This window comes from Enterobacter sp. QK-SA4 (assembly GCF_056856775.1).
This window is the reverse complement of the sequence record NZ_JBXFXH010000007.1, coordinates 4,097,111-4,115,826: the sequence shown is the minus strand read 5'-3', so window position 1 is coordinate 4,115,826 and position 18,716 is coordinate 4,097,111. Positions and strand designations below refer to the sequence as shown.

The 18,716-nt window shown below is 57.9% G+C and carries 17 protein-coding genes; 11 read left to right on the top strand and 6 right to left on the bottom strand.

Translation table 11 applies throughout. The features are described 5' to 3' along the window. Positions 1-125 precede the first annotated feature (125 nt). From AC1VYI_RS21420 to AC1VYI_RS21410, 3 genes are all read left to right on the top strand, one after another. Positions 126-287 (top strand): DUF1328 domain-containing protein, encoded by a 162-nt coding sequence (locus AC1VYI_RS21420; RefSeq protein ID WP_003856556.1) that lies wholly within the window; start codon positions 126-128, stop codon positions 285-287. Positions 288-407: 120 nt separating this feature from the next. Continuing rightward, on the top strand, positions 408-1,460 hold the full coding sequence (locus AC1VYI_RS21415) for a patatin-like phospholipase family protein (protein WP_023310316.1): 1,053 nt from the start codon (positions 408-410) through the stop codon (positions 1,458-1,460). Continuing rightward, positions 1,457-2,239, top strand: coding sequence for a TatD family hydrolase (locus tag AC1VYI_RS21410; RefSeq protein ID WP_045355077.1), 783 nt, complete (start codon positions 1,457-1,459; stop codon positions 2,237-2,239). Before AC1VYI_RS21415 ends, AC1VYI_RS21410 begins: the two co-directional genes overlap by 4 nt. Here the strand turns inward: AC1VYI_RS21410 and AC1VYI_RS21405 are convergent. Together AC1VYI_RS21405 and AC1VYI_RS21400 are read right to left on the bottom strand one after the other, a co-directional pair. Next, on the bottom strand, positions 2,234-3,094 hold the full coding sequence (locus AC1VYI_RS21405) for a YjjW family glycine radical enzyme activase (protein ID WP_134866830.1): 861 nt from the start codon (positions 3,092-3,094) through the stop codon (positions 2,234-2,236). The two genes, AC1VYI_RS21410 and AC1VYI_RS21405, sit on opposite strands and share 6 nt — an antisense overlap. Beyond that, positions 3,069-4,616 (bottom strand): YjjI family glycine radical enzyme, encoded by a 1,548-nt coding sequence (locus tag AC1VYI_RS21400; RefSeq protein WP_134866829.1) that lies wholly within the window; start codon positions 4,614-4,616, stop codon positions 3,069-3,071. The genes AC1VYI_RS21405 and AC1VYI_RS21400 overlap by 26 nt, the downstream gene beginning before the upstream one ends. A gap of 262 nt (positions 4,617-4,878) precedes the next feature. Here AC1VYI_RS21400 and deoC point away from each other — a divergent pair, with 262 nt between their 5' ends. The 4 genes from deoC to deoD all read left to right on the top strand — a co-directional run bounded on the left by deoC (position 4,879) and on the right by deoD (position 9,179). Beyond that, entirely contained in the window at positions 4,879-5,658 is a 780-nt protein-coding gene (gene deoC, locus AC1VYI_RS21395; RefSeq protein WP_211361109.1) for a deoxyribose-phosphate aldolase, read from the top strand. A 109-nt stretch (positions 5,659-5,767) separates the two neighbouring features. Then, positions 5,768-7,090: a thymidine phosphorylase gene (deoA, locus tag AC1VYI_RS21390; RefSeq protein WP_134866828.1), complete on the top strand. Its 1,323-nt coding sequence runs from the start codon at positions 5,768-5,770 to the stop codon at positions 7,088-7,090. Between the two features lie 53 nt (positions 7,091-7,143). Beyond that, positions 7,144-8,367, top strand: a complete 1,224-nt coding sequence (gene deoB, locus AC1VYI_RS21385) for a phosphopentomutase (protein ID WP_045355085.1) — start codon at positions 7,144-7,146, stop codon at positions 8,365-8,367. Positions 8,368-8,456: 89 nt separating this feature from the next. Beyond that, on the top strand, positions 8,457-9,179 hold the full coding sequence (gene deoD / locus AC1VYI_RS21380; protein ID WP_010427122.1) for a purine-nucleoside phosphorylase: 723 nt from the start codon (positions 8,457-8,459) through the stop codon (positions 9,177-9,179). Positions 9,180-9,240: 61 nt separating this feature from the next. Here the strand turns inward: deoD and lplA are convergent, their stop codons facing one another. Beyond that, the gene (gene lplA / locus AC1VYI_RS21375) at positions 9,241-10,257 is read right to left on the bottom strand and encodes a lipoate--protein ligase (protein ID WP_134866827.1); all 1,017 of its coding nucleotides are present in this window, start codon (positions 10,255-10,257) and stop codon (positions 9,241-9,243) included. Positions 10,258-10,296: 39 nt separating this feature from the next. Next, the gene (locus AC1VYI_RS21370; protein WP_023310324.1) at positions 10,297-10,941 is read right to left on the bottom strand and encodes a YtjB family periplasmic protein; all 645 of its coding nucleotides are present in this window, start codon (positions 10,939-10,941) and stop codon (positions 10,297-10,299) included. 117 nt (positions 10,942-11,058) lie between these two features. Between AC1VYI_RS21370 and serB the strand changes: the two genes are divergently transcribed. Genes serB through nadR form a run of 3 tightly spaced genes read left to right on the top strand, consistent with a single transcriptional unit; the run spans position 11,059 to position 14,694 of the window. Next, positions 11,059-12,027 carry a phosphoserine phosphatase gene (gene serB / locus AC1VYI_RS21365; RefSeq protein WP_023310325.1) on the top strand — a complete coding sequence of 323 codons (969 nt, stop codon included), beginning with the start codon at positions 11,059-11,061 and terminating at the stop codon, positions 12,025-12,027. 11 nt (positions 12,028-12,038) lie between these two features. Then, complete coding sequence (gene radA / locus AC1VYI_RS21360; RefSeq protein WP_014068810.1) at positions 12,039-13,424, top strand: DNA repair protein RadA; 1,386 nt, start codon at positions 12,039-12,041, stop codon at positions 13,422-13,424. A 37-nt stretch (positions 13,425-13,461) separates the two neighbouring features. Then, on the top strand, positions 13,462-14,694 hold the full coding sequence (gene nadR / locus AC1VYI_RS21355) for a multifunctional transcriptional regulator/nicotinamide-nucleotide adenylyltransferase/ribosylnicotinamide kinase NadR (RefSeq protein ID WP_134866826.1): 1,233 nt from the start codon (positions 13,462-13,464) through the stop codon (positions 14,692-14,694). Positions 14,695-14,790: 96 nt separating this feature from the next. Here nadR and AC1VYI_RS21350 read toward each other — a convergent pair whose 3' ends face one another. After that, on the bottom strand, positions 14,791-15,792 hold the full coding sequence (locus tag AC1VYI_RS21350) for a zinc-binding alcohol dehydrogenase family protein (protein WP_134866825.1): 1,002 nt from the start codon (positions 15,790-15,792) through the stop codon (positions 14,791-14,793). Positions 15,793-15,900: 108 nt separating this feature from the next. On the opposite strand from AC1VYI_RS21350, the gene AC1VYI_RS21345 reads away from it, so the two are divergent. After that, entirely contained in the window at positions 15,901-16,800 is a 900-nt protein-coding gene (locus AC1VYI_RS21345; protein ID WP_048975081.1) for a LysR family transcriptional regulator, read from the top strand. A gap of 91 nt (positions 16,801-16,891) precedes the next feature. On the opposite strand, the gene ettA is transcribed toward AC1VYI_RS21345, so the two are convergent. Further along, positions 16,892-18,559: an energy-dependent translational throttle protein EttA gene (gene ettA / locus AC1VYI_RS21340; RefSeq protein WP_003856515.1), complete on the bottom strand. Its 1,668-nt coding sequence runs from the start codon at positions 18,557-18,559 to the stop codon at positions 16,892-16,894. Between the last annotated feature and the right edge of the window lie 157 nt (positions 18,560-18,716).

Genomic DNA, 18,716 nt, shown 5'->3' with positions numbered 1-18,716 from the left:
CTGGACCATTCGCCCGTCTGGTTAAAACCTGCGGGCGAAATAAGAACGACTCTGGAAAAACGCCGGTGAGTGACCTGAGCGCTCACGTATAGCGGCCGACATTAACTATGGTAAAGGAGAAGCTTATGTTTCGTTGGGGCATTATATTTCTGGTTATCGCGTTAATTGCCGCCGCATTGGGCTTTGGTGGACTGGCAGGTACAGCGGCATGGGCAGCTAAGATTGTGTTCGTTGTAGGTATTATTCTGTTCCTGGTCAGCCTGTTTACGGGTCGTAGACGTCCGTAGCAAACGCAATATTCCTTCAACAAAATAAAGCCAGTCACTGCGACTGGCTTTTTCTTATTTGCGTAACAGGTCGGGTGCGTTACTGTGGTGTTATAAAATAATCAAAACAGGAAAGCAGAGGTGGGGCAACGAATTCCCGTTACGCTCGGCAATATTGCGCCGCTGACGTTAAAGCCGTTTCGCGCAGGACAACTCGCGCTGGTCTGCGAAGGTGGAGGACAGCGCGGCATTTTCACCGCCGGCGTGCTGGATGAATTTATGCGCGCGCAGTTCAACCCGTTTGACCTTTACTTCGGCACCTCTGCCGGGGCGCAGAACCTCTCTGCCTATGTTTGTAACCAGCCTGGCTATGCGCGAAAGGTCATCATGCGCTACACCACGGCAAAAGAATTTTTTAATCCGGTGCGCTTTGTGCGCGGCGGCAACCTGATCGATCTCGACTGGCTGCTGGAGTCGACCTCCAGCCAGATGCCGCTGGCCATGGATACCGCTGCCCGTCTGTTTGATAGCGGCAAAGAGTTCTGGATGTGCGCCAGCCGGGGCGATGACTATTCGCCGGGCTATTTTTCTCCTCAGAAGGAGAACTGGCTGGACATCATCCGCGCCTCCAGCGCGATCCCCGGCTTTTATCGTACGGGAGCCCTGCTGGACGGCATTAGCTATCTGGACGGTGGGATCAGTGACGCTGTGCCGGTGCAGGAAGCCGCCCGGCGCGGGGCGAAAACCATTGTGGTGATCCGTACCGTACCGTCGCAAATGTATTACACGCCGCAGTGGTTTAAACGGATGGAGCGCTGGTTGGGCGACAGCAGCCTGCAGCCGCTGGTGAACATCGCGAAGCAGCATGAAACCACCTACGGCGCGATGCAGCGCTTCATTGAAAAACCGCCGGGTAAGCTGCGTATTTTTGAAATCTATCCGCCTAAGCCGCTGCTGAGTATGGCCCTGGGCAGCCGCGTCCCTGCGCTGCGCATGGATTACAAAACGGGGCGGCTGTGCGGGCGTTACTTCCTGGCGACGGTGGGGAAAATGCTGGCGGAGCAACCGCCGCTTCATCGCCATAAACGCATTATTTTGCCGCCTGCGATTGTCGCCAACGACGCCCTGACGACGCCGCTGGTGGATATTCCGCAGGCGAATGACGCTTTACTGGATAACGAGGATCTGGCGTGACGCTCCGCTTTGTCGATACCCACTGCCACTTTGATTTTCCGCCGTTTACGGGGGATGAAGAGCAAAGCATTGCGAAAGCGGCTGAGGCAGGCGTTCAGGCTATTATTGTGCCGGCAGTGGAAGCGGCCTATTTTTCCCGGGTGCTGGATCTTTCCGCGCGGCACCCCGCGCTCTATGCCGCGCTCGGCCTGCATCCGATTGTGATTGAGCGGCATCTTGATGAGCACATTGAGAGTCTTGATGAGGTCGTGCAAACCGCAGGAGACAAACTTGTCGCCATCGGTGAGATCGGCCTCGATCTTTATCGCGAGGATCCGCAGTTTGAGCGCCAGCAGACGATCCTCGACGCGCAGCTCAGACTGGCGAAGCGCCACGATCTGCCGGTGATCCTTCACTCAAGACGCACGCACGATAAGCTGGCGATGCACCTGAAACGCATCGATCTGCCGCGCAGGGGCGTCGTGCACGGTTTCTCCGGCAGCCTGCAGCAGGCGCAGCGTTTCATTGAGCTGGGCTATAAAATCGGCGTCGGTGGCACTATCACCTATCCGCGCGCCAGTAAAACCCGGGACGTGATGGCACAGCTGCCGCTGTCGGCGCTTCTGCTGGAAACCGATGCGCCGGATATGCCGCTGAATGGTTTTCAGGGCCAGCCGAATCGCCCGGAACAGGCGGCGCGCGTATTTACCACCCTGTGTGAACTGCGAAAAGAGCCTGAAGAGGTGATTGCCGATGCGCTGCTGGAAAATACCCGTTCGGTATTTGGCATCACGCTATAGGTAAAGCGCCGGACGGATCACCGTTATCTTCTGTTTTTCCAGCGCCAGCGCCAGCGGTTCAACGTCCTCGGGCGTGGCGCTGCGCCATGAGGCCGCCTCACCGTAAACGCCCTGCGCATGAAACGCGTTGATGCGCACCGGTACATTTCCAAGCCCGTGGATAAAGGTCGTTAGCGGTTTGAGGTGTTCCAGAAAATCACACTGCTCCGGAATCACCAGCAGGCGGAGTTCCGTCAAACGGTGACGATCTGCCAGCCAGCGGATGCTCTGCTTAATCTGCGGGTTTTCGCGCCCGGTCAGGAATCGGTGATGCTCGTTCCCCCACGCCTTCAGATCCAGCATTGCGCCATCAAGTACCGGCAGCAGCTTTTGCCAGCCGGTTTCGCTTAACAGACCGTTGCTGTCTAGCAGGCAGGTGAGGTGACGCAGGGCGGGATCGGCTTTGATCGCGGTGAACAGGGCGATCAAAAACGGCAATTGCGTTGTGGCTTCACCACCGCTCACGGTGATCCCTTCGATAAAGGGGGAGGATTTGCGGACATGAGTGAGGATCTCTTCCAGGCTGAAGCGGTGCGCCATAGGCGTTGCCTGCTGCTGGCACAGGTGCAGACAGGTGTCGCACTGCTGGCAGTCACTCTCCTGCCACCAGACGCGTCCGGCCTGAATCGTCAGCGCGTCGTGCGGGCAGTGGGGCACGCAGTCCCCGCAGTCGTTGCAGCGGCCGATCGTCCACGGGTTGTGGCAGGTTTTGCAGCGCAGGTTGCAGCCCTGCAGGAACAGCGCCAGGCGGCTGCCCGGCCCGTCCACGCAGGAGAAAGGAATGACCTGACTAACTAAAGCGCATCTGCTGTTCATGGCTAACCACGCGCGGCTGACGTTCCAGAATACGGGTATTGCGTGCGGCTTCTTCCCCCAGCCAGGTAGTATTGGTGCGCGATCCCGCTTCCCGGTATTTCTCCAGATCCGACAAGCGAACCATGTAGCCGGTCACGCGAACCAGATCGTTACCCGCGACGTTGGCGGTAAATTCACGCATACCGGCCCTGAACGCGCCCAGGCAAAGCTGAACCACCGCCTGCGGATTGCGTTTGACCGTCTCGTCCAGGGTGAGAATATCGCTGATTCCGGAGTGATAGTGTTTGTGATGCGGCGCAACGGCCAGCAGGTGGCTGACAGGATCCGGCTCATCGCCGTAAGGCAGGCGCGCGCCCGGCGTGGTGCCGGAGTCGGAGCTGATCCCCGACTGCGCGTGAAGCATCGCGCGGTGCTTCCAGCCGTGCTTCACCGGCGTGCTTTCAACGAACGCCGCAAGCTGTTCGCTGATGCGATAGCCCAGCGCGTTGGCCTGCTCGTCTTTTCCGTAACGGCCTTCAATGCCCTCCTTTTCACAGAGCGTATTCACCGCTTCCGCCAGGCCGTACATGCCAAACATGGGCACAAACCGATCGGCATCAATCAGCCCCTCTTTGACCAGGAAGCTATTCTCAAAGAAGCCAGATTGCTCGTACAGGAAACCGCAGCGTGCATCGATGATGGCAATTTGCTGCTGGCAGTAGTGCGGGAGCGTGCGGGTGAAGAAGTCTTCAATGGATGTGCTGCGTTCAGCAATGGCTTTGAGGTTGAGGCGCACCAGAGTGCTGCCACCGCCTGCAAGCGGCAGGGAGTTGTAACAGCTCACCACGCCGTAACGGCCTTTTGTGAAAATTTTATCATTAATCGGGCCGTTAGAAATATGCGGTTTGCTGCATTCACATATGTTTTTTGCCACCTCAATCAGCAGGTCGTCCGGGGTGATATCGGGATCGTAGATAAAGGTCAGGTTCGGCGCGACCTGCTTCAGCTCTGCATCGGCACGCAGAATGGCGCGCGCGACGGGCGTATCTTCAGGCCCGATGTTTGCGTGCATAAACGCATCCGGCAGCGTACGGTCGAGATAGCGCCAGAAACGTTTTATTCGGCTATCGACCTCTTCTTGTGTTAGAATTCTAACATATGGCGTCAATATCGCATCAAGCTGACCGAGATAGACCGGCATCGATGTGACGGACGGAACATGATGGTAGAGGATGGTTAACAGCGAGAGGGCGTCGTCGAGATCTTTCGCGCCTTCCAGCTCCAGCCACTCTGAACCGTTAGCCAGAAATTTTGCGTAATCCGGCAGAACGTAACGGGGTTTGTAAGGCGCATGGCCTTCGAACATGTCGCAGATAACCCCCTCGTCCAGCGCGGCTCGTGCGGCCTCAGGAAGTGCCGGGTAAGGCAGGTTGTTCTCCGCTTCCAGCGCCAGAAAATGACGTTTTTGTTCCGGGGTTAACACCGGGCTTGTCACAATGTGCTGGCAACGTTGTTGCAGGGCGTCGGGGCTGGAGTGGGGCATATTCGCTTCCTTGAATGTTCTGCGGATGATGAACGGATTGTAGGAAGCCAGCCTGTCGGGGCTTTTGATCCGACAGGGGGTATCGCTGCTTTAGTCGGCAACTTACGCACTAAAGTTTGAAGAAGATCTCATTACAGTAATGCAAATTTGTATGCAGTTTTCATTAACTGTGATGAATGTCGAAGTGTGGATGCGGGTGAATGTTAGAATACTCACAGACCCGCAAGGTAAAATTTATACGGCACTGCCGTTGGAGAATGTTATGACCGATTTAACTGCAAGCAGCCTGCGCGCGTTGAAGCTGATGGACCTGACCACCCTGAACGATGACGACACCAATGAAAAAGTCATCGCCCTGTGCCATCAGGCGAAAACGCCGGTGGGTAACACCGCAGCCATCTGTATCTACCCGCGCTTTATCCCGATTGCCCGTAAGACGCTGAAAGAGCAGGGCACGCCGGACGTGCGTATTGCAACCGTAACTAACTTCCCGCATGGCAACGACGATATCGAGATTGCGCTGGCAGAAACCCGCGCGGCGATTGCCTACGGCGCAGACGAAGTTGACGTGGTGTTCCCGTACCGTGCGCTGATCGCCGGCAACGAGCAGGTCGGTTTTGACCTGGTGAAAGCCTGTAAAGACGCGTGCGCGGCGGCAAACGTGCTGCTGAAAGTGATCATCGAAACCGGCGAGCTGAAAGAAGAGGCGCTGATTCGTAAAGCATCTGAAATCTCCATCAAAGCCGGTGCGGATTTCATTAAAACCTCTACCGGTAAAGTGCCGGTGAATGCGACCCCGGAAAGCGCGCGCATCATGATGGAAGTGATCCGCGACATGGGCGTATCCAAAACCGTTGGTTTCAAACCTGCGGGCGGCGTGCGTACCGCTGAAGATGCGCAGCAGTTCCTGGCGATTGCCGACGAGCTGTTTGGCGCCGACTGGGCGGACTCCCGTCACTACCGCTTCGGTGCGTCCAGCCTGCTGGCCAGCCTGCTGAAAGTGCTGGGTCACGGCGACGGTAAGAGCGCAAGCAGCTACTGATTGCCAGACAATGCCGGATGATACTTTGATTATCCGGCCGACAGGATCGTAGGGCGGGTAAGCGTCACGCCACCCGCCACAACTCCCCCGATTCCGCATGGAGGTTACCGTGTTTCTCGCACAAGAAATTATTCGTAAAAAACGTGATGGTCATGCATTAAGCGACGAAGAGATCCGCTTCTTTATCAACGGCATTCGTGATAACACCGTCTCAGAAGGGCAGATTGCGGCTCTGGCGATGACCATTTTCTTCCACGATATGTCGATGCCTGAGCGCGTGTCGCTGACCATGGCGATGCGAGATTCAGGAACCGTTCTGGACTGGAAAAGCCTCAACCTTAACGGCCCGATTGTGGATAAACATTCCACCGGCGGCGTGGGTGACGTGACGTCTCTGATGCTCGGCCCCATGGTGGCAGCCTGCGGCGGTTACATCCCGATGATCTCCGGGCGCGGCCTGGGCCACACCGGCGGTACGCTCGACAAACTGGAAGCCATTCCGGGCTTCGATATCTTCCCGGACGACAACCGCTTCCGCGACATTATTAAAGACGTTGGTGTGGCGATTATCGGCCAGACCAGCTCTCTTGCTCCGGCAGACAAGCGTTTCTACGCGACCCGCGACATCACCGCGACCGTTGACTCCATCCCGCTGATCACCGCCTCTATCCTGGCGAAGAAACTGGCAGAAGGGCTGGACGCGCTGGTGATGGACGTGAAGGTCGGCAGCGGCGCCTTTATGCCGACCTATGAACTTTCTGCTGCGCTTGCCGAAGCGATCGTTGGGGTCTCCAACGGCGCGGGCGTGCGCACCACCGCGCTGCTCACTGACATGAACCAGGTGCTGGCCTCCAGCGCCGGTAACGCCGTCGAAGTGCGTGAAGCCGTCCAGTTCCTCACAGGCGAATACCGTAACCCGCGTCTGTTCGACGTCACCATGGCGCTGTGCGTTGAGATGTTAATCTCCGGCAAGCTGGCCAAAGACGACGCAGAAGCCCGCGCGAAGCTGCAGGCGGTGCTGGATAACGGCAAAGCGGTGGACATTTTCGGCCGCATGGTTGCAGCCCAGAGGGGCCCGACCGATTTCGTCGAAAACTACGCGAAATACCTGCCAACCGCGACGCTCAGCAAAGCGGTGTATGCCGATAGCGAAGGGTTTGTCTCTGCGATGGACACCCGTGCCCTCGGCATGGCGGTGGTCTCGATGGGCGGCGGCCGTCGTCAGGCGTCAGACACCATTGATTACAGCGTCGGCTTTACCGATATGGCCCGTCTGGGCGACAGAGTTGACGGTCAACGTCCGCTGGCGGTGATCCACGCCAAAGACGAAGCCAGCTGGCAGGAAGCGGCTAAAGCGGTGAAAGCGGCTATTACGCTTGACGATAAAGCGCCGGAAACCACACCGACTGTCTATCGCCGTATCACCGAATAGCGGTATACTGATCTGATCGATAATTTTTGAAGCACTACGTACGGAGAACAATTATGAAACGTGCATTTATTATGGTGCTGGACTCATTCGGCATCGGCGCAACCGAAGATGCAGAACGTTTTGGTGACGTGGGTTCCGATACCATGGGCCACATCGCGGAAGCCTGTGCGAAAGGCGAAGCGGACAACGGTCGTAAAGGCCCTCTGACTCTACCTAACCTGACCCGCCTCGGTCTGGTGAAAGCGCATGAAGGTTCTACCGGTAAAATCGCAGCCGGTATGGACGGCAACGCGGAAGTCGTGGGCGCCTATGGCTGGGCTCACGAACTCTCCTCCGGTAAAGACACCCCGTCTGGCCACTGGGAAATCGCCGGTGTGCCGGTGCTGTTCGACTGGGGTTACTTCTCCGATCACGAGAACAGCTTCCCGCAGGAGCTGCTTGATAAGCTAGTGAAGCGCGCCAACCTGCCGGGCTACCTCGGAAACTGCCACTCTTCCGGTACCGTGATTCTGGATCAGCTCGGCGAAGAGCACATGAAAACCGGCAAGCCGATTTTCTACACCTCTGCTGACTCCGTGTTCCAGATTGCCTGCCACGAAGAGACCTACGGCCTGGATAAACTCTACGAGCTGTGCGAAATCGCCCGTGAAGAGCTGACCGAAGGCGGCTACAACATTGGCCGCGTGATCGCGCGTCCGTTTATCGGCGACAAAGCGGGTAACTTCCAGCGTACCGGTAACCGTCATGACCTGGCCGTTGAGCCACCGGCACCGACCGTACTGCAGAAGCTGGTTGAAGAGAAAGACGGCCACGTGGTTTCCGTGGGTAAAATCGCGGATATCTACGCCAACTGCGGCATCACCAAAAAAGTGAAAGCCACCGGTCTGGACGCGCTGTTTGATGCCACCATCAAAGAGATGAAAGAAGCGGGCGACAAGACTATCGTCTTCACCAACTTCGTGGACTTCGACTCCTCCTGGGGCCACCGTCGTGACGTAGCGGGCTATGCAGCAGGTCTTGAGCTGTTCGACCGTCGTCTGCCGGAGCTGATGGAGCTGGTGGGTGAAGATGACATTCTGATCCTGACCGCAGACCACGGCTGTGACCCAACCTGGACCGGTACCGACCACACCCGTGAGCACATTCCGGTGCTGGTGTACGGCCCGAAAGTGAAGCCGGGCTCGCTCGGTCACCGTGAAACCTTCGCGGACATCGGCCAGACCCTGGCGAAATACTTTGGTACGTCTGACATGGAATATGGCAAGGCCATGTTCTGAATCATGTTGGGTGAGGTCTGATGCCCTCACCCCGGCCCTCTCCCACAGGGAGAGGGTGAAAAGAATAAACAATGTAAAAGGAACTGAAGATGGCAACTCCTCACATTAACGCAGAAATGGGTGATTTCGCTGACGTCGTATTGATGCCGGGCGACCCGCTGCGCGCGAAGCACATTGCAGAAACTTTCCTGGAAGACGTGCGTGAAGTGAACAACGTTCGCGGCATGCTGGGCTTCACCGGTACCTATAAAGGCCGCAAAATCTCCGTTATGGGCCACGGTATGGGTATCCCATCCTGCTCTATCTACACCAAAGAGCTGATCACCGACTTCGGCGTGAAGAAAATCATCCGCGTTGGCTCCTGCGGCGCGGTGCGCATGGACGTTAAGCTGCGCGACATCGTTATCGGTATGGGTGCCTGCACCGATTCCAAAGTTAACCGCATGCGTTTCAAAGACCATGACTTCGCGGCGATTGCTGACTTCGGCATGGTGCGTGACGCGGTTGACGCGGCAAAAGCGCTGGGCGTTGAAGCGCGCGTGGGTAACATCTTCTCTGCTGACCTGTTCTATGCCCCGGACGGCGGCGAGATGTTCGACGTGATGGAGAAATACGGTATCCTGGGCGTGGAAATGGAAGCGGCGGGTATTTACGGCGTCGCGGCTGAGTTTGGTGCGAAAGCGCTGACCATCTGCACCGTGTCTGACCACATCCGTACCCACGAGCAGACCACTGCTGCCGAGCGTCAGACTACCTTTAACGACATGATCAAAATCGCGCTGGAATCCGTTCTGCTGGGCGATAAAGAGTAATTCTGTCTCTTCCCTCCCTCTCCCTGTGGGAGAGGGCCGGGGTGAGGGCACCAGACCGCACCTAGCGCACGGCCTGTGCAATCCACGCCGACAGCTCCCGCAGCTCTTTTTCCTGCTCCGGGAAATCTCCGATCAACGCGTCGCATTCCTGCTGCAGCATATCTGCCCTGTACAAACAGCCCTGCAAACGTGCCGCCAGCGCCTCTAACGGTGCCGGGTTCAGGCTATCGGTAAACACCTGCGTGCGGGTGATATGGCCTTTCTCCACGTCAAAATGCAGCTCCACGCCGCCCCAGGTAAAACGCTCGTCCAGCAGATGGGAAAACGCAGGAGCCTGACCGAAGTTCCACTCCCAGCTGCTCTGGCGGGCGAAGGTTTCGGCGAAGTTGGGCAGGTCCGGGATTTTTTCAGGGGAGATGACTTCTGCTTCAACGCGCTCGCCGTAATGTTCAAAGAACGCGTCACCGATGGCATCGCAAATCTGCTCGTGCGTGATCCCCGGCAGCAGCTCCACCAGATTTGCCACGCGGCCGCGCACGGAGGTAATTCCTTTGGCCTGGAGCTTTTTCTTATCCGGATTCAGGTAGTTAGCCAGACGGCTCAAATCGGCGTTCAGCAACAGGGTGCCGTGGTGGAAGCCGCGATCCATCGTTTCACGGTAGGCGGAGCCGGAGACCTTCCGGTCGCCCTCGGGGGTTTTCACCACCAGATCGTTACGCCTGGAGGCTTCTGCCGTCACGCCGAGTGAATTGAGCGCGTTGAGGACGATGGACGTTGAGATGGTTTTATCGTATTCCGGTTTGCCCGCCATAAAGGTAAAGCAGGTATTGCCCAGATCGTGAAACACCGCGCCGCCGCCGCTGCTGCGGCGCGCGAGACGGACGTTGTCCTCTTCCATGCGCCGCGTATTGCACTCTTTCCACGGGTTTTGCGCGCGGCCGATGACCACCGTATCGGCGTTACGCCAGAGAAACAGTACGCGCTGGGTAGCGGGCATCTGGCGGAAGATGCACTCTTCTACCGCGAGATTAAACCAGGGATCGTAAGAGTCAGAGATAAGCAGGCGTAACGTCGTCATGGCAAAGTTCCTTTTCCGAATCGTTTGCCTACTTTATCACTAATCTTTCTTCTCGCTCTCTTCGTCTTCGGGGACGGATTTGCTGGCGGTCAGCAGGAACGGGGATTGCTGCCAGCGCGAGCGCTTGCCGCGAAGCAGGGTGCGCGCCAGCACAACGCCGATGGCGAGTGAAAGCAGCAGCATCAGGCGCAGAATATTGGTGGTATTATCGACCTGTTTGGCTTCAGTAGGCAGGGTGTGGGTATCGAGGGTCAGGCGCAGATAGCCCAGCGGGCCATTCTTCCCCTGAATAGGTTCGACAATCTGCTGGTTAAAGTAGCCCCCGGCTTTTTTCCCGTCCAGCGCCAGCCTGTCGCGCACGTCGACGTGCTCGCCCGCGCGGGCAATCAGGTTGCCTTGCTCATCATAGACGCCAGCATCAAGAATGCGGCTGTTCTCCGTGAGCAGGCGTAAAACCTGGCCTATCCGCTTATCGTCCGGCGTTTCGGTACGCATGGACGGTGCGACGTTGAGCGTCACCTGGCGCGCCAGCGTGCGGGCCAGCTCTTCAAACTGCGGGTTGCGTTGCCGTTGATGGTTCTGGCTAAACCACGATGCCCCTTGCATCAGCACCACTAGTAGTGCGAGACAGGAAAGGACAATCACGGCGCGATGAAGCCGGAATTTCAGTTTTGCGCGAGCCATATTCCACCTGCTGAAAATTTACGGCTTAATGTTGCCAGAAGTGATGGTTACAGGGTAGCCTCATGCGTTATTTTCCCTCTGCAACCTTCCGGCGCGAACGAAATTACAGGAGCTTTAATGCCGAACATTACCTGGTGTGACCTGCCAACGGATGTCTCTTTATGGCCAGGATTGCCGCTCTCTTTAAGTGGCGATGAGGTGATGCCTCTGGATTACCACGCCGGTCGTAGCGGCTGGCTCCTCTACGGACGCGGTCTGGATAAGCAACGCCTGACTCAGTATCAAAGCAAGCTCGGTGCGGCAATGGTCATCGTCGCCGCCTGGTGCGTGGAAGACTACCAGGTTATTCGCCTGGCGGGTTCCCTGACGCAGCGCGCAACACGTCTGGCGCATGACGCGGGGCTGGACGTCGCGCCGCTGGGCAAAATTCCGCATCTGAAAACCCCGGGCCTGCTGGTGATGGACATGGACTCAACCGCCATTCAGATCGAGTGTATTGACGAGATTGCGAAGCTGGCGGGCAGCGGCGAGCTGGTGGCGGAAGTCACCGAACGTGCGATGCGCGGCGAGCTGGACTTCACCGCCAGCCTGCGCCAGCGCGTGGCAACCCTGAAAGGGGCCGATGCCAACATTCTGCGCCAGGTGCGCGACGTGCTGCCGCTGATGCCAGGGCTGACGCAGCTGGTGCTGAAGCTGCAATCCCTCGGCTGGAAGGTGGCGATTGCCTCCGGTGGCTTCACCTTCTTCGCGGATTACCTGCGGGAAAAACTGCATCTGACCACCGTGGTGGCCAACGAGCTGGAGATCATGGACGGCAAGCTGACCGGCCAGGTGATCGGCGATATCGTAGATGCCCAGTACAAAGCCAATACGCTGACGCGTCTGGCGGAAAAATATGAAATTCCGGTCGTCCAGACCGTCGCCATCGGCGATGGCGCGAACGACCTGCCGATGATCAAAGCCGCCGGGCTGGGCATTGCCTACCACGCCAAGCCAAAAGTGAATGAAAAGACGGAAGTCACTATCCGTCACGCTGACCTGATGGGGGTGTTCTGCATTCTCTCCGGCAGCATTAATCAGAAATAACGAGGTAAACCGTGGCGAAAGCTCCAAAACGCGCATTTGTTTGTAATGAATGTGGTGCGGATTATCCGCGCTGGCAGGGGCAATGCAGCGCCTGTCATGCCTGGAACACCATCACCGAAGTGCGTGGTGTGGCGGCTTCGCCGAGCGTGGCGCGCAATGAGCGCCTGAGCGGCTATGCCGGTAACGCGGGCGTGGCGAAGGTGCAAAAACTTTCGGACATCAGCCTCGAAGAGCTGCCGCGCTTCTCCACCGGGTTCAAAGAGTTTGACCGCGTGCTCGGCGGCGGCGTGGTGCCGGGCAGCGCGATCCTGATCGGCGGTAACCCGGGCGCGGGTAAATCGACCCTGCTGCTGCAAACGCTCTGCAAGCTCGCCGAACAGATGAAAACCCTGTACGTCACGGGCGAAGAGTCACTGCAGCAGGTGGCGATGCGCGCGCACCGTCTGGGCCTGCCGACCGGCAACCTGAACATGCTCTCCGAAACCAGCATCGAGCAGATCTGCATGATCGCTGAAGAAGAGCAGCCGAAGCTGATGGTGATCGACTCCATCCAGGTGATGCACATGGCGGACATTCAGTCTTCGCCGGGCAGCGTCGCGCAGGTGCGTGAAACCGCGGCTTACCTGACGCGCTTTGCCAAAACGCGCGGCGTGGCGATTGTGATGGTCGGCCACGTGACCAAAGACGGGTCGCTGGCGGGACCGAAGGTGCTCGAGCACTGTATCGACTGCTCCGTGATGCTCGACGGCGACGCGGATTCCCGCTTCCGTACCCTGCGCAGCCACAAAAACCGCTTTGGAGCGGTGAATGAGTTAGGCGTATTTGCCATGACCGAGCAGGGGCTGCGCGAGGTCAGCAACCCGTCGGCCATCTTCCTGAGCCGCGGCGATGAGATCACCTCCGGCAGCTCGGTGATGGTGCTGTGGGAAGGAACGCGCCCGCTGCTTGTTGAAATTCAGGCGCTGGTGGACGTGTCGATGATGGGCAACCCGCGGCGCGTGGCGGTCGGTCTGGAACAGAACCGTCTGGCGATCCTGCTGGCGGTGCTGCACCGTCACGGCGGGCTGCAGATGGCGGATCAGGACGTCTTCGTTAACGTGGTCGGCGGCGTCAAAGTCACGGAGACCAGCGCAGACCTGGCGCTGCTGCTGGCGATGGTTTCCAGCCTGCGAGACAGACCGCTGCCGCAGGATCTGGTGGTATTCGGCGAAGTGGGCCTCGCCGGGGAAATCCGTCCGGTACCCAGCGGCCAGGAGCGTATCTCCGAGGCGGCAAAACACGGTTTCCGCCGGGCGATCGTTCCCGCCGCCAACGTGCCGAAAAAGATCCCGGAAGGGATGCAGGTATTTGGCGTGAAAAAACTCGCAGATGCGTTAAATGTCTTTGACGACTTATAATTACGTAAATTTGATTTTGCAGGAGGCACCGTAATTTATGTCATCATTTGACTACATCAAGACCGCTATCCGCCAGAAGGGCTGCACGCTGCAGCAGGTGGCGGACGCCAGCGGCATGACCAAAGGCTACCTGAGCCAGCTGCTGAACGCCAAAATCAAAAGCCCCAGCGCGCAGAAGCTGGAAGCGCTGCACCGCTTTCTGGGGCTGGAGTTCCCGCGTATGCAAAAGAACATCGGCGTGGTGTTCGGCAAGTTTTACCCCCTGCATACCGGACATATCTATCTGATCCAGCGCGCCTGTAGCCAGGTTGACGAGCTGCATATCATCATGGGATACGACGAAACCCGTGACCGTCAGCTGTTTGAAGACAGCGCCATGTCGCAGCAGCCGACCGTGCCGGACCGCCTGCGCTGGCTGCTCCAGACCTTTAAGTATCAGAAAAATATTCGTATTCATGCCTTTAACGAAGAGGGCATGGAGCCGTATCCGCACGGCTGGGACGTGTGGAGCAACGGCATCAAAGCGTTTATGGAAGAGAAGGGCATTGCGCCTAACTGGATCTACACCTCTGAAGAGTCCGACGCGCCGCAGTTCCGCGAGCATCTGGGTATCGAGACGGTGCTGATCGACCCGAAACGTACATTTATGAACATCAGCGGGGCGCAGATCCGCGAGAACCCGTTCCGCTACTGGGAGTACATCCCGACTGAGGTGAAGCCGTTCTTCGTGCGTACCGTCGCGATCCTGGGCGGCGAGTCGAGCGGGAAATCAACGCTGGTCAACAAGCTGGCGAACATCTTCAACACCACCAGCGCGTGGGAGTATGGCCGCGATTATGTCTTCTCGCACCTTGGCGGCGACGAGATGGCGCTGCAGTATTCCGACTACGACAAAATCGCGCTCGGTCATGCCCAGTACATTGATTTTGCGGTCAAATACGCCAACAAGGTGGCGTTTATCGATACCGATTTCGTGACCACGCAGGCGTTCTGTAAAAAATACGAAGGGCGCGAGCACCCGTTCGTGCAGGCGCTGATTGACGAATACCGCTTTGACCTGGTGATCCTGCTGGAAAACAACACCCCATGGGTGGCCGACGGCATGCGCAGCCTCGGGAGCTCCGTGGACAGGCGTGAGTTCCAGTCCATGCTGGTGGAGATGCTCAACGAAAACAACGTTGAGTTTGTCCATGTGGAAGAGTCTGACTATGACTCCCGTTTCCTGCGCTGCGTCGAGCTGGTGAAGGAGATGATGGGGGAGCAGGGGTAAAAACTTACCCCTCACCCTAACCCTCTCCCACAGGGAGAGGGGACGTTAACCTCCCTCTCCCTGTGGGAGAGGGACGGGGTGAGGGCATCAAGCCACTCAGAACTCAACCACCACTTTCCCCCGCATATGTCCCTCCAGCACTTTACGGTGCGCCTCGGTAATGCTCTCCACGCTCAGCCCGTGCAGCGTTTCACTCAGTGAGCTTTCCACCACGCCGTTATCCACCAGCTTTGCCACCTCATTGAGGATCTCACCCTGACGCGCCATATCCGCGGTCTGATACATGCTGCGGGTGTACATAAATTCCCAGTGCAGGGCGGCGGACTTGGACTTCAGCTTGTCCTGGTTCAGCGGACGTTCATTCTCAACGATGGAACAGATATGCCCCTGAGGCGCAATCAGGTCGCTGACCGCATCCCAGTGCCCGTCGGTGTCGTTGAGGATGAAGATGTAATCCACAAAGGTGAGCCCGTGTTTCGCCAGCTCGCCTTTCAGGTCGCGGTAGTTGACGACAATATCAGCCCCGCGATCGCGACACCAGCGGGCGGAATCTTTTCTTGATGCCGTCGCGATGATTTTCACCTTGCTGTTGTGCTTCGCAAAGGGGATCGCCAGCGATCCCACTCCGCCCGCGCCGCCAATGATCAGCAGCGTTTTATCCGCCCCGGCATCCTGAATGTTCAGCCGCTCGAATAATCCTTCCCAGGCTGTAAGGGCGGTCAGTGGCAACGCGGCAGCCGCGGCCCAGCCGAGGCTGGCAGGCTTGTGCCCGACAATGCGCGCGTCGATCAGCTGGTGCGTGGTATTGCTGCCCGGGCGGGTAATGTCGCCCGCGTACCACACTTCATCCCCCGGTTTGAATCCGGTGACGCCACCCCCAACGGCTTTGACGATCCCGCTGGCATCCCACCCGAGGATGCGCGGCTCATTCAGCCCGTTCCTGGCAATGCCCGCATGGACTTTGGTATCGACCGGGTTAACGGAGACGGCCTTCACCTCCACCAGCAGATCGTGCTCGCCGGGCTGCGGCATTGGCGGGGTGATTTCAATGAAGGTGGACGGATTTTCTGGGTTAACGGCAATGGCTTTAACAGACATGGTGTGCTCCTCAATGGAATGCGTTTTGTTGAGGCTAGTCTATAAAGTGGCCAGCTGCGTGATAAGATGGACAATCAAGAACTCAGCGTTCGTACAGGATGAACAATCATGTTTAAACAGCTGCAGGATATGGCGCTGTTCGCGCTGGTGGCGGAGATGGGCAGCTTTACCGCTGCCGCGCAGAAAGCCGAACTGCCGAAATCGAGCGTTAGCCAGCGAATTAGCCAGCTGGAACAGCAGGTGGGTATCCGCCTGCTGAACCGCACCACGCGCAGGATCAGCCTCACGTTTGCGGGCGAGCACTATCTGGTGCACTGTCGCGAGATGCTGGCGGCCAGCGAGCGGGCAGAGTACGCCATTCAGCGCCTGCGCGAAAACCCCAGCGGGCGGCTGCGGATCACCTGTCCGGCGGGGATAGGGGCGACGCTGCTGGCGCATATGAACGCCGAGTTCCAGCTTCGCTATCCTGACGTTTCGCTGGATGTGTCAATTTCTGATGACGTGGTGGATCTGGTCGAGGCCGGTTTTGACGTAGCGCTGCGCACCGGTAAGCCGCAGGACTCCTCCCTGATTGGCCGGATGATCGGGCACTGCCCGCGTTATATGCTGGCTTCGCCGGACTATCTGGCGCGTCGGGAGCCGCTGACGCATCCCCGCCAGCTGGTGGAGCACCGCTGCATTACGCACAGGGCGTGGTCGGAGTGGCTTCTGCGAAGCGAGAGCGAGGATTACCGCTACCTGCCGGATAACGCGCACATGACCGATAATCTGGTATACGCCCGCGAGTGTGCGATTGCCGGTGCGGGGATCACGCTCTTACCCGCATTTCTGCTGGAAGATAAAATTGAAAAAGGTGCGCTGGTTCAGGTGCTGCCGGAGTGGAATGTTGAAGGTAACGATCTGTGGCTGGCGTATCCAAGCCGCAAGCTGAACTCGCCCGCGCTGATGAGCTATATCGACTTTGCGATGCAGTTTGACGAGGTGAAGCGGTATTACGTGGGTGGCTGAATTTGTGCGGCCTGATGCCCTCACCCTGGCCCTCTCCCACGGGGAGAGGGTACAAACATAAAAAACGGCAACCGAGGTTGCCGTTTTGCTTTTATTTCGCGATACGCTTGTACTTGATACGCTTCGGCTCCAGCGCGTCGGCGCCCAGCGTGCGTTTCTTGTACTCTTCGTATTCGGTGAAGTTACCTTCGAAGAACTCCACCTTACCTTCGTCCTGGTAGTCCAGGATGTGGGTCGCGATACGGTCCAGGAACCAGCGGTCGTGCGAGATAACCATCGCGCAGCCCGGGAACTCCAGCAGGGCGTTTTCCAGCGCGCGCAGGGTTTCAATATCCAGGTCGTTGGTTGGTTCATCAAGCAGCAGAACGTTACCGCCCACCTGCAGCAGCTTCGCCAGGTGCAGACGACCGCGCTCACCGCCGGACAGTTCGCCCACGCGTTTGCCCTGGTCGGTGCCTTTAAAGTTAAAGCGGCCAACATAGGCGCGGCTTGGCATCTCGGTGTTGCCGATACGCATGATATCCAGACCGCCGGAGACTTCTTCCCACACGGTTTTGCTGTTGTCCATCGCGTCACGGAACTGGTCAACGGAGGCCAGCTTCACGGTTTCACCCAGGGTGATAGAGCCGCTGTCAGGCTGTTCCTGGCCGGACATCATGCGGAACAGGGTCGATTTACCCGCGCCGTTCGGACCGATGATGCCAACGATAGCGCCTTTCGGTACGGAGAAGGTCAGATCGTCGATCAGCACGCGGTCGCCGTAAGACTTACGCAGGTTGGTAACTTCAACCACTTTATCCCCCAGACGTGCTCCAGGTGGAATAAACAGTTCGTTGGTTTCGTTACGTTTCTGGTATTCGGTGTTGTTCAGCTCTTCGAAGCGTGCCAGACGGGCTTTGCCCTTAGACTGGCGGCCTTTCGCGCCCTGACGAACCCACTCCAGCTCTTTCTCGATAGACTTACGACGCGCCGCTTCCTGAGAAGCTTCCTGCGCCAGACGCTGATCTTTCTGCTCCAGCCAGGAAGAGTAGTTGCCTTCCCACGGAATACCTTCACCGCGGTCCAGCTCCAGGATCCAGCCAGCGACGTTGTCGAGGAAGTAACGGTCGTGGGTAATCGCCACAACGGTGCCTTCGAAGTCGTGCAGGAAGCGCTCCAGCCACGCCACGGATTCTGCATCCAGGTGGTTAGTCGGTTCGTCGAGCAGCAGCATGTCTGGTTTTTCCAGCAGCAGGCGGCACAGCGCCACGCGGCGGCGTTCACCACCGGAGAGGTTAGCGATTTTCGCATCCCAGTCTGGCAGACGCAGGGCATCAGCCGCGCGCTCCAGCTGCACGTTCAGATTGTGACCGTCGTGCGCCTGGATGATCTCTTCATACTTGCCCTGCTGTGCGGCCAGCTTGTCGAAGTCCGCATCCGGCTCGGCGTATTTGGCATACACTTCGTCCAGACCTTTCAGCGCGTTAACCACTTCGGATACCGCTTCTTCAACGGATTCGCGAACGGTGTGTTCCGGGTTCAGCTGAGGTTCCTGCGGCAGGTAACCAATCTTGATGCCGGGCTGCGGACGGGCTTCACCTTCGATGTCTGTATCAATGCCGGCCATGATGCGCAGCAGGGTGGACTTACCGGCACCGTTGAGACCCAGAACACCGATTTTTGCGCCCGGGAAGAAGCTCAGCGAGATATTTTTAAGAATATGACGTTTCGGCGGGACAACTTTGCCGACACGATGCATGGTATAAACGAATTGAGCCACGTTGGACTTCGCCTCTTTTATCGTAATGAGAAGGAATTTCAGCCTCGAAGTGTAGCCTTTTTCACGTCCTAATCCCAGCCAGGAACGTCGGGAGTGTTAAAACGCGCAAGAAAGGTAAAAAAGTGTCCATGACGTGGCGCGTTGAAGGATGCCTGGT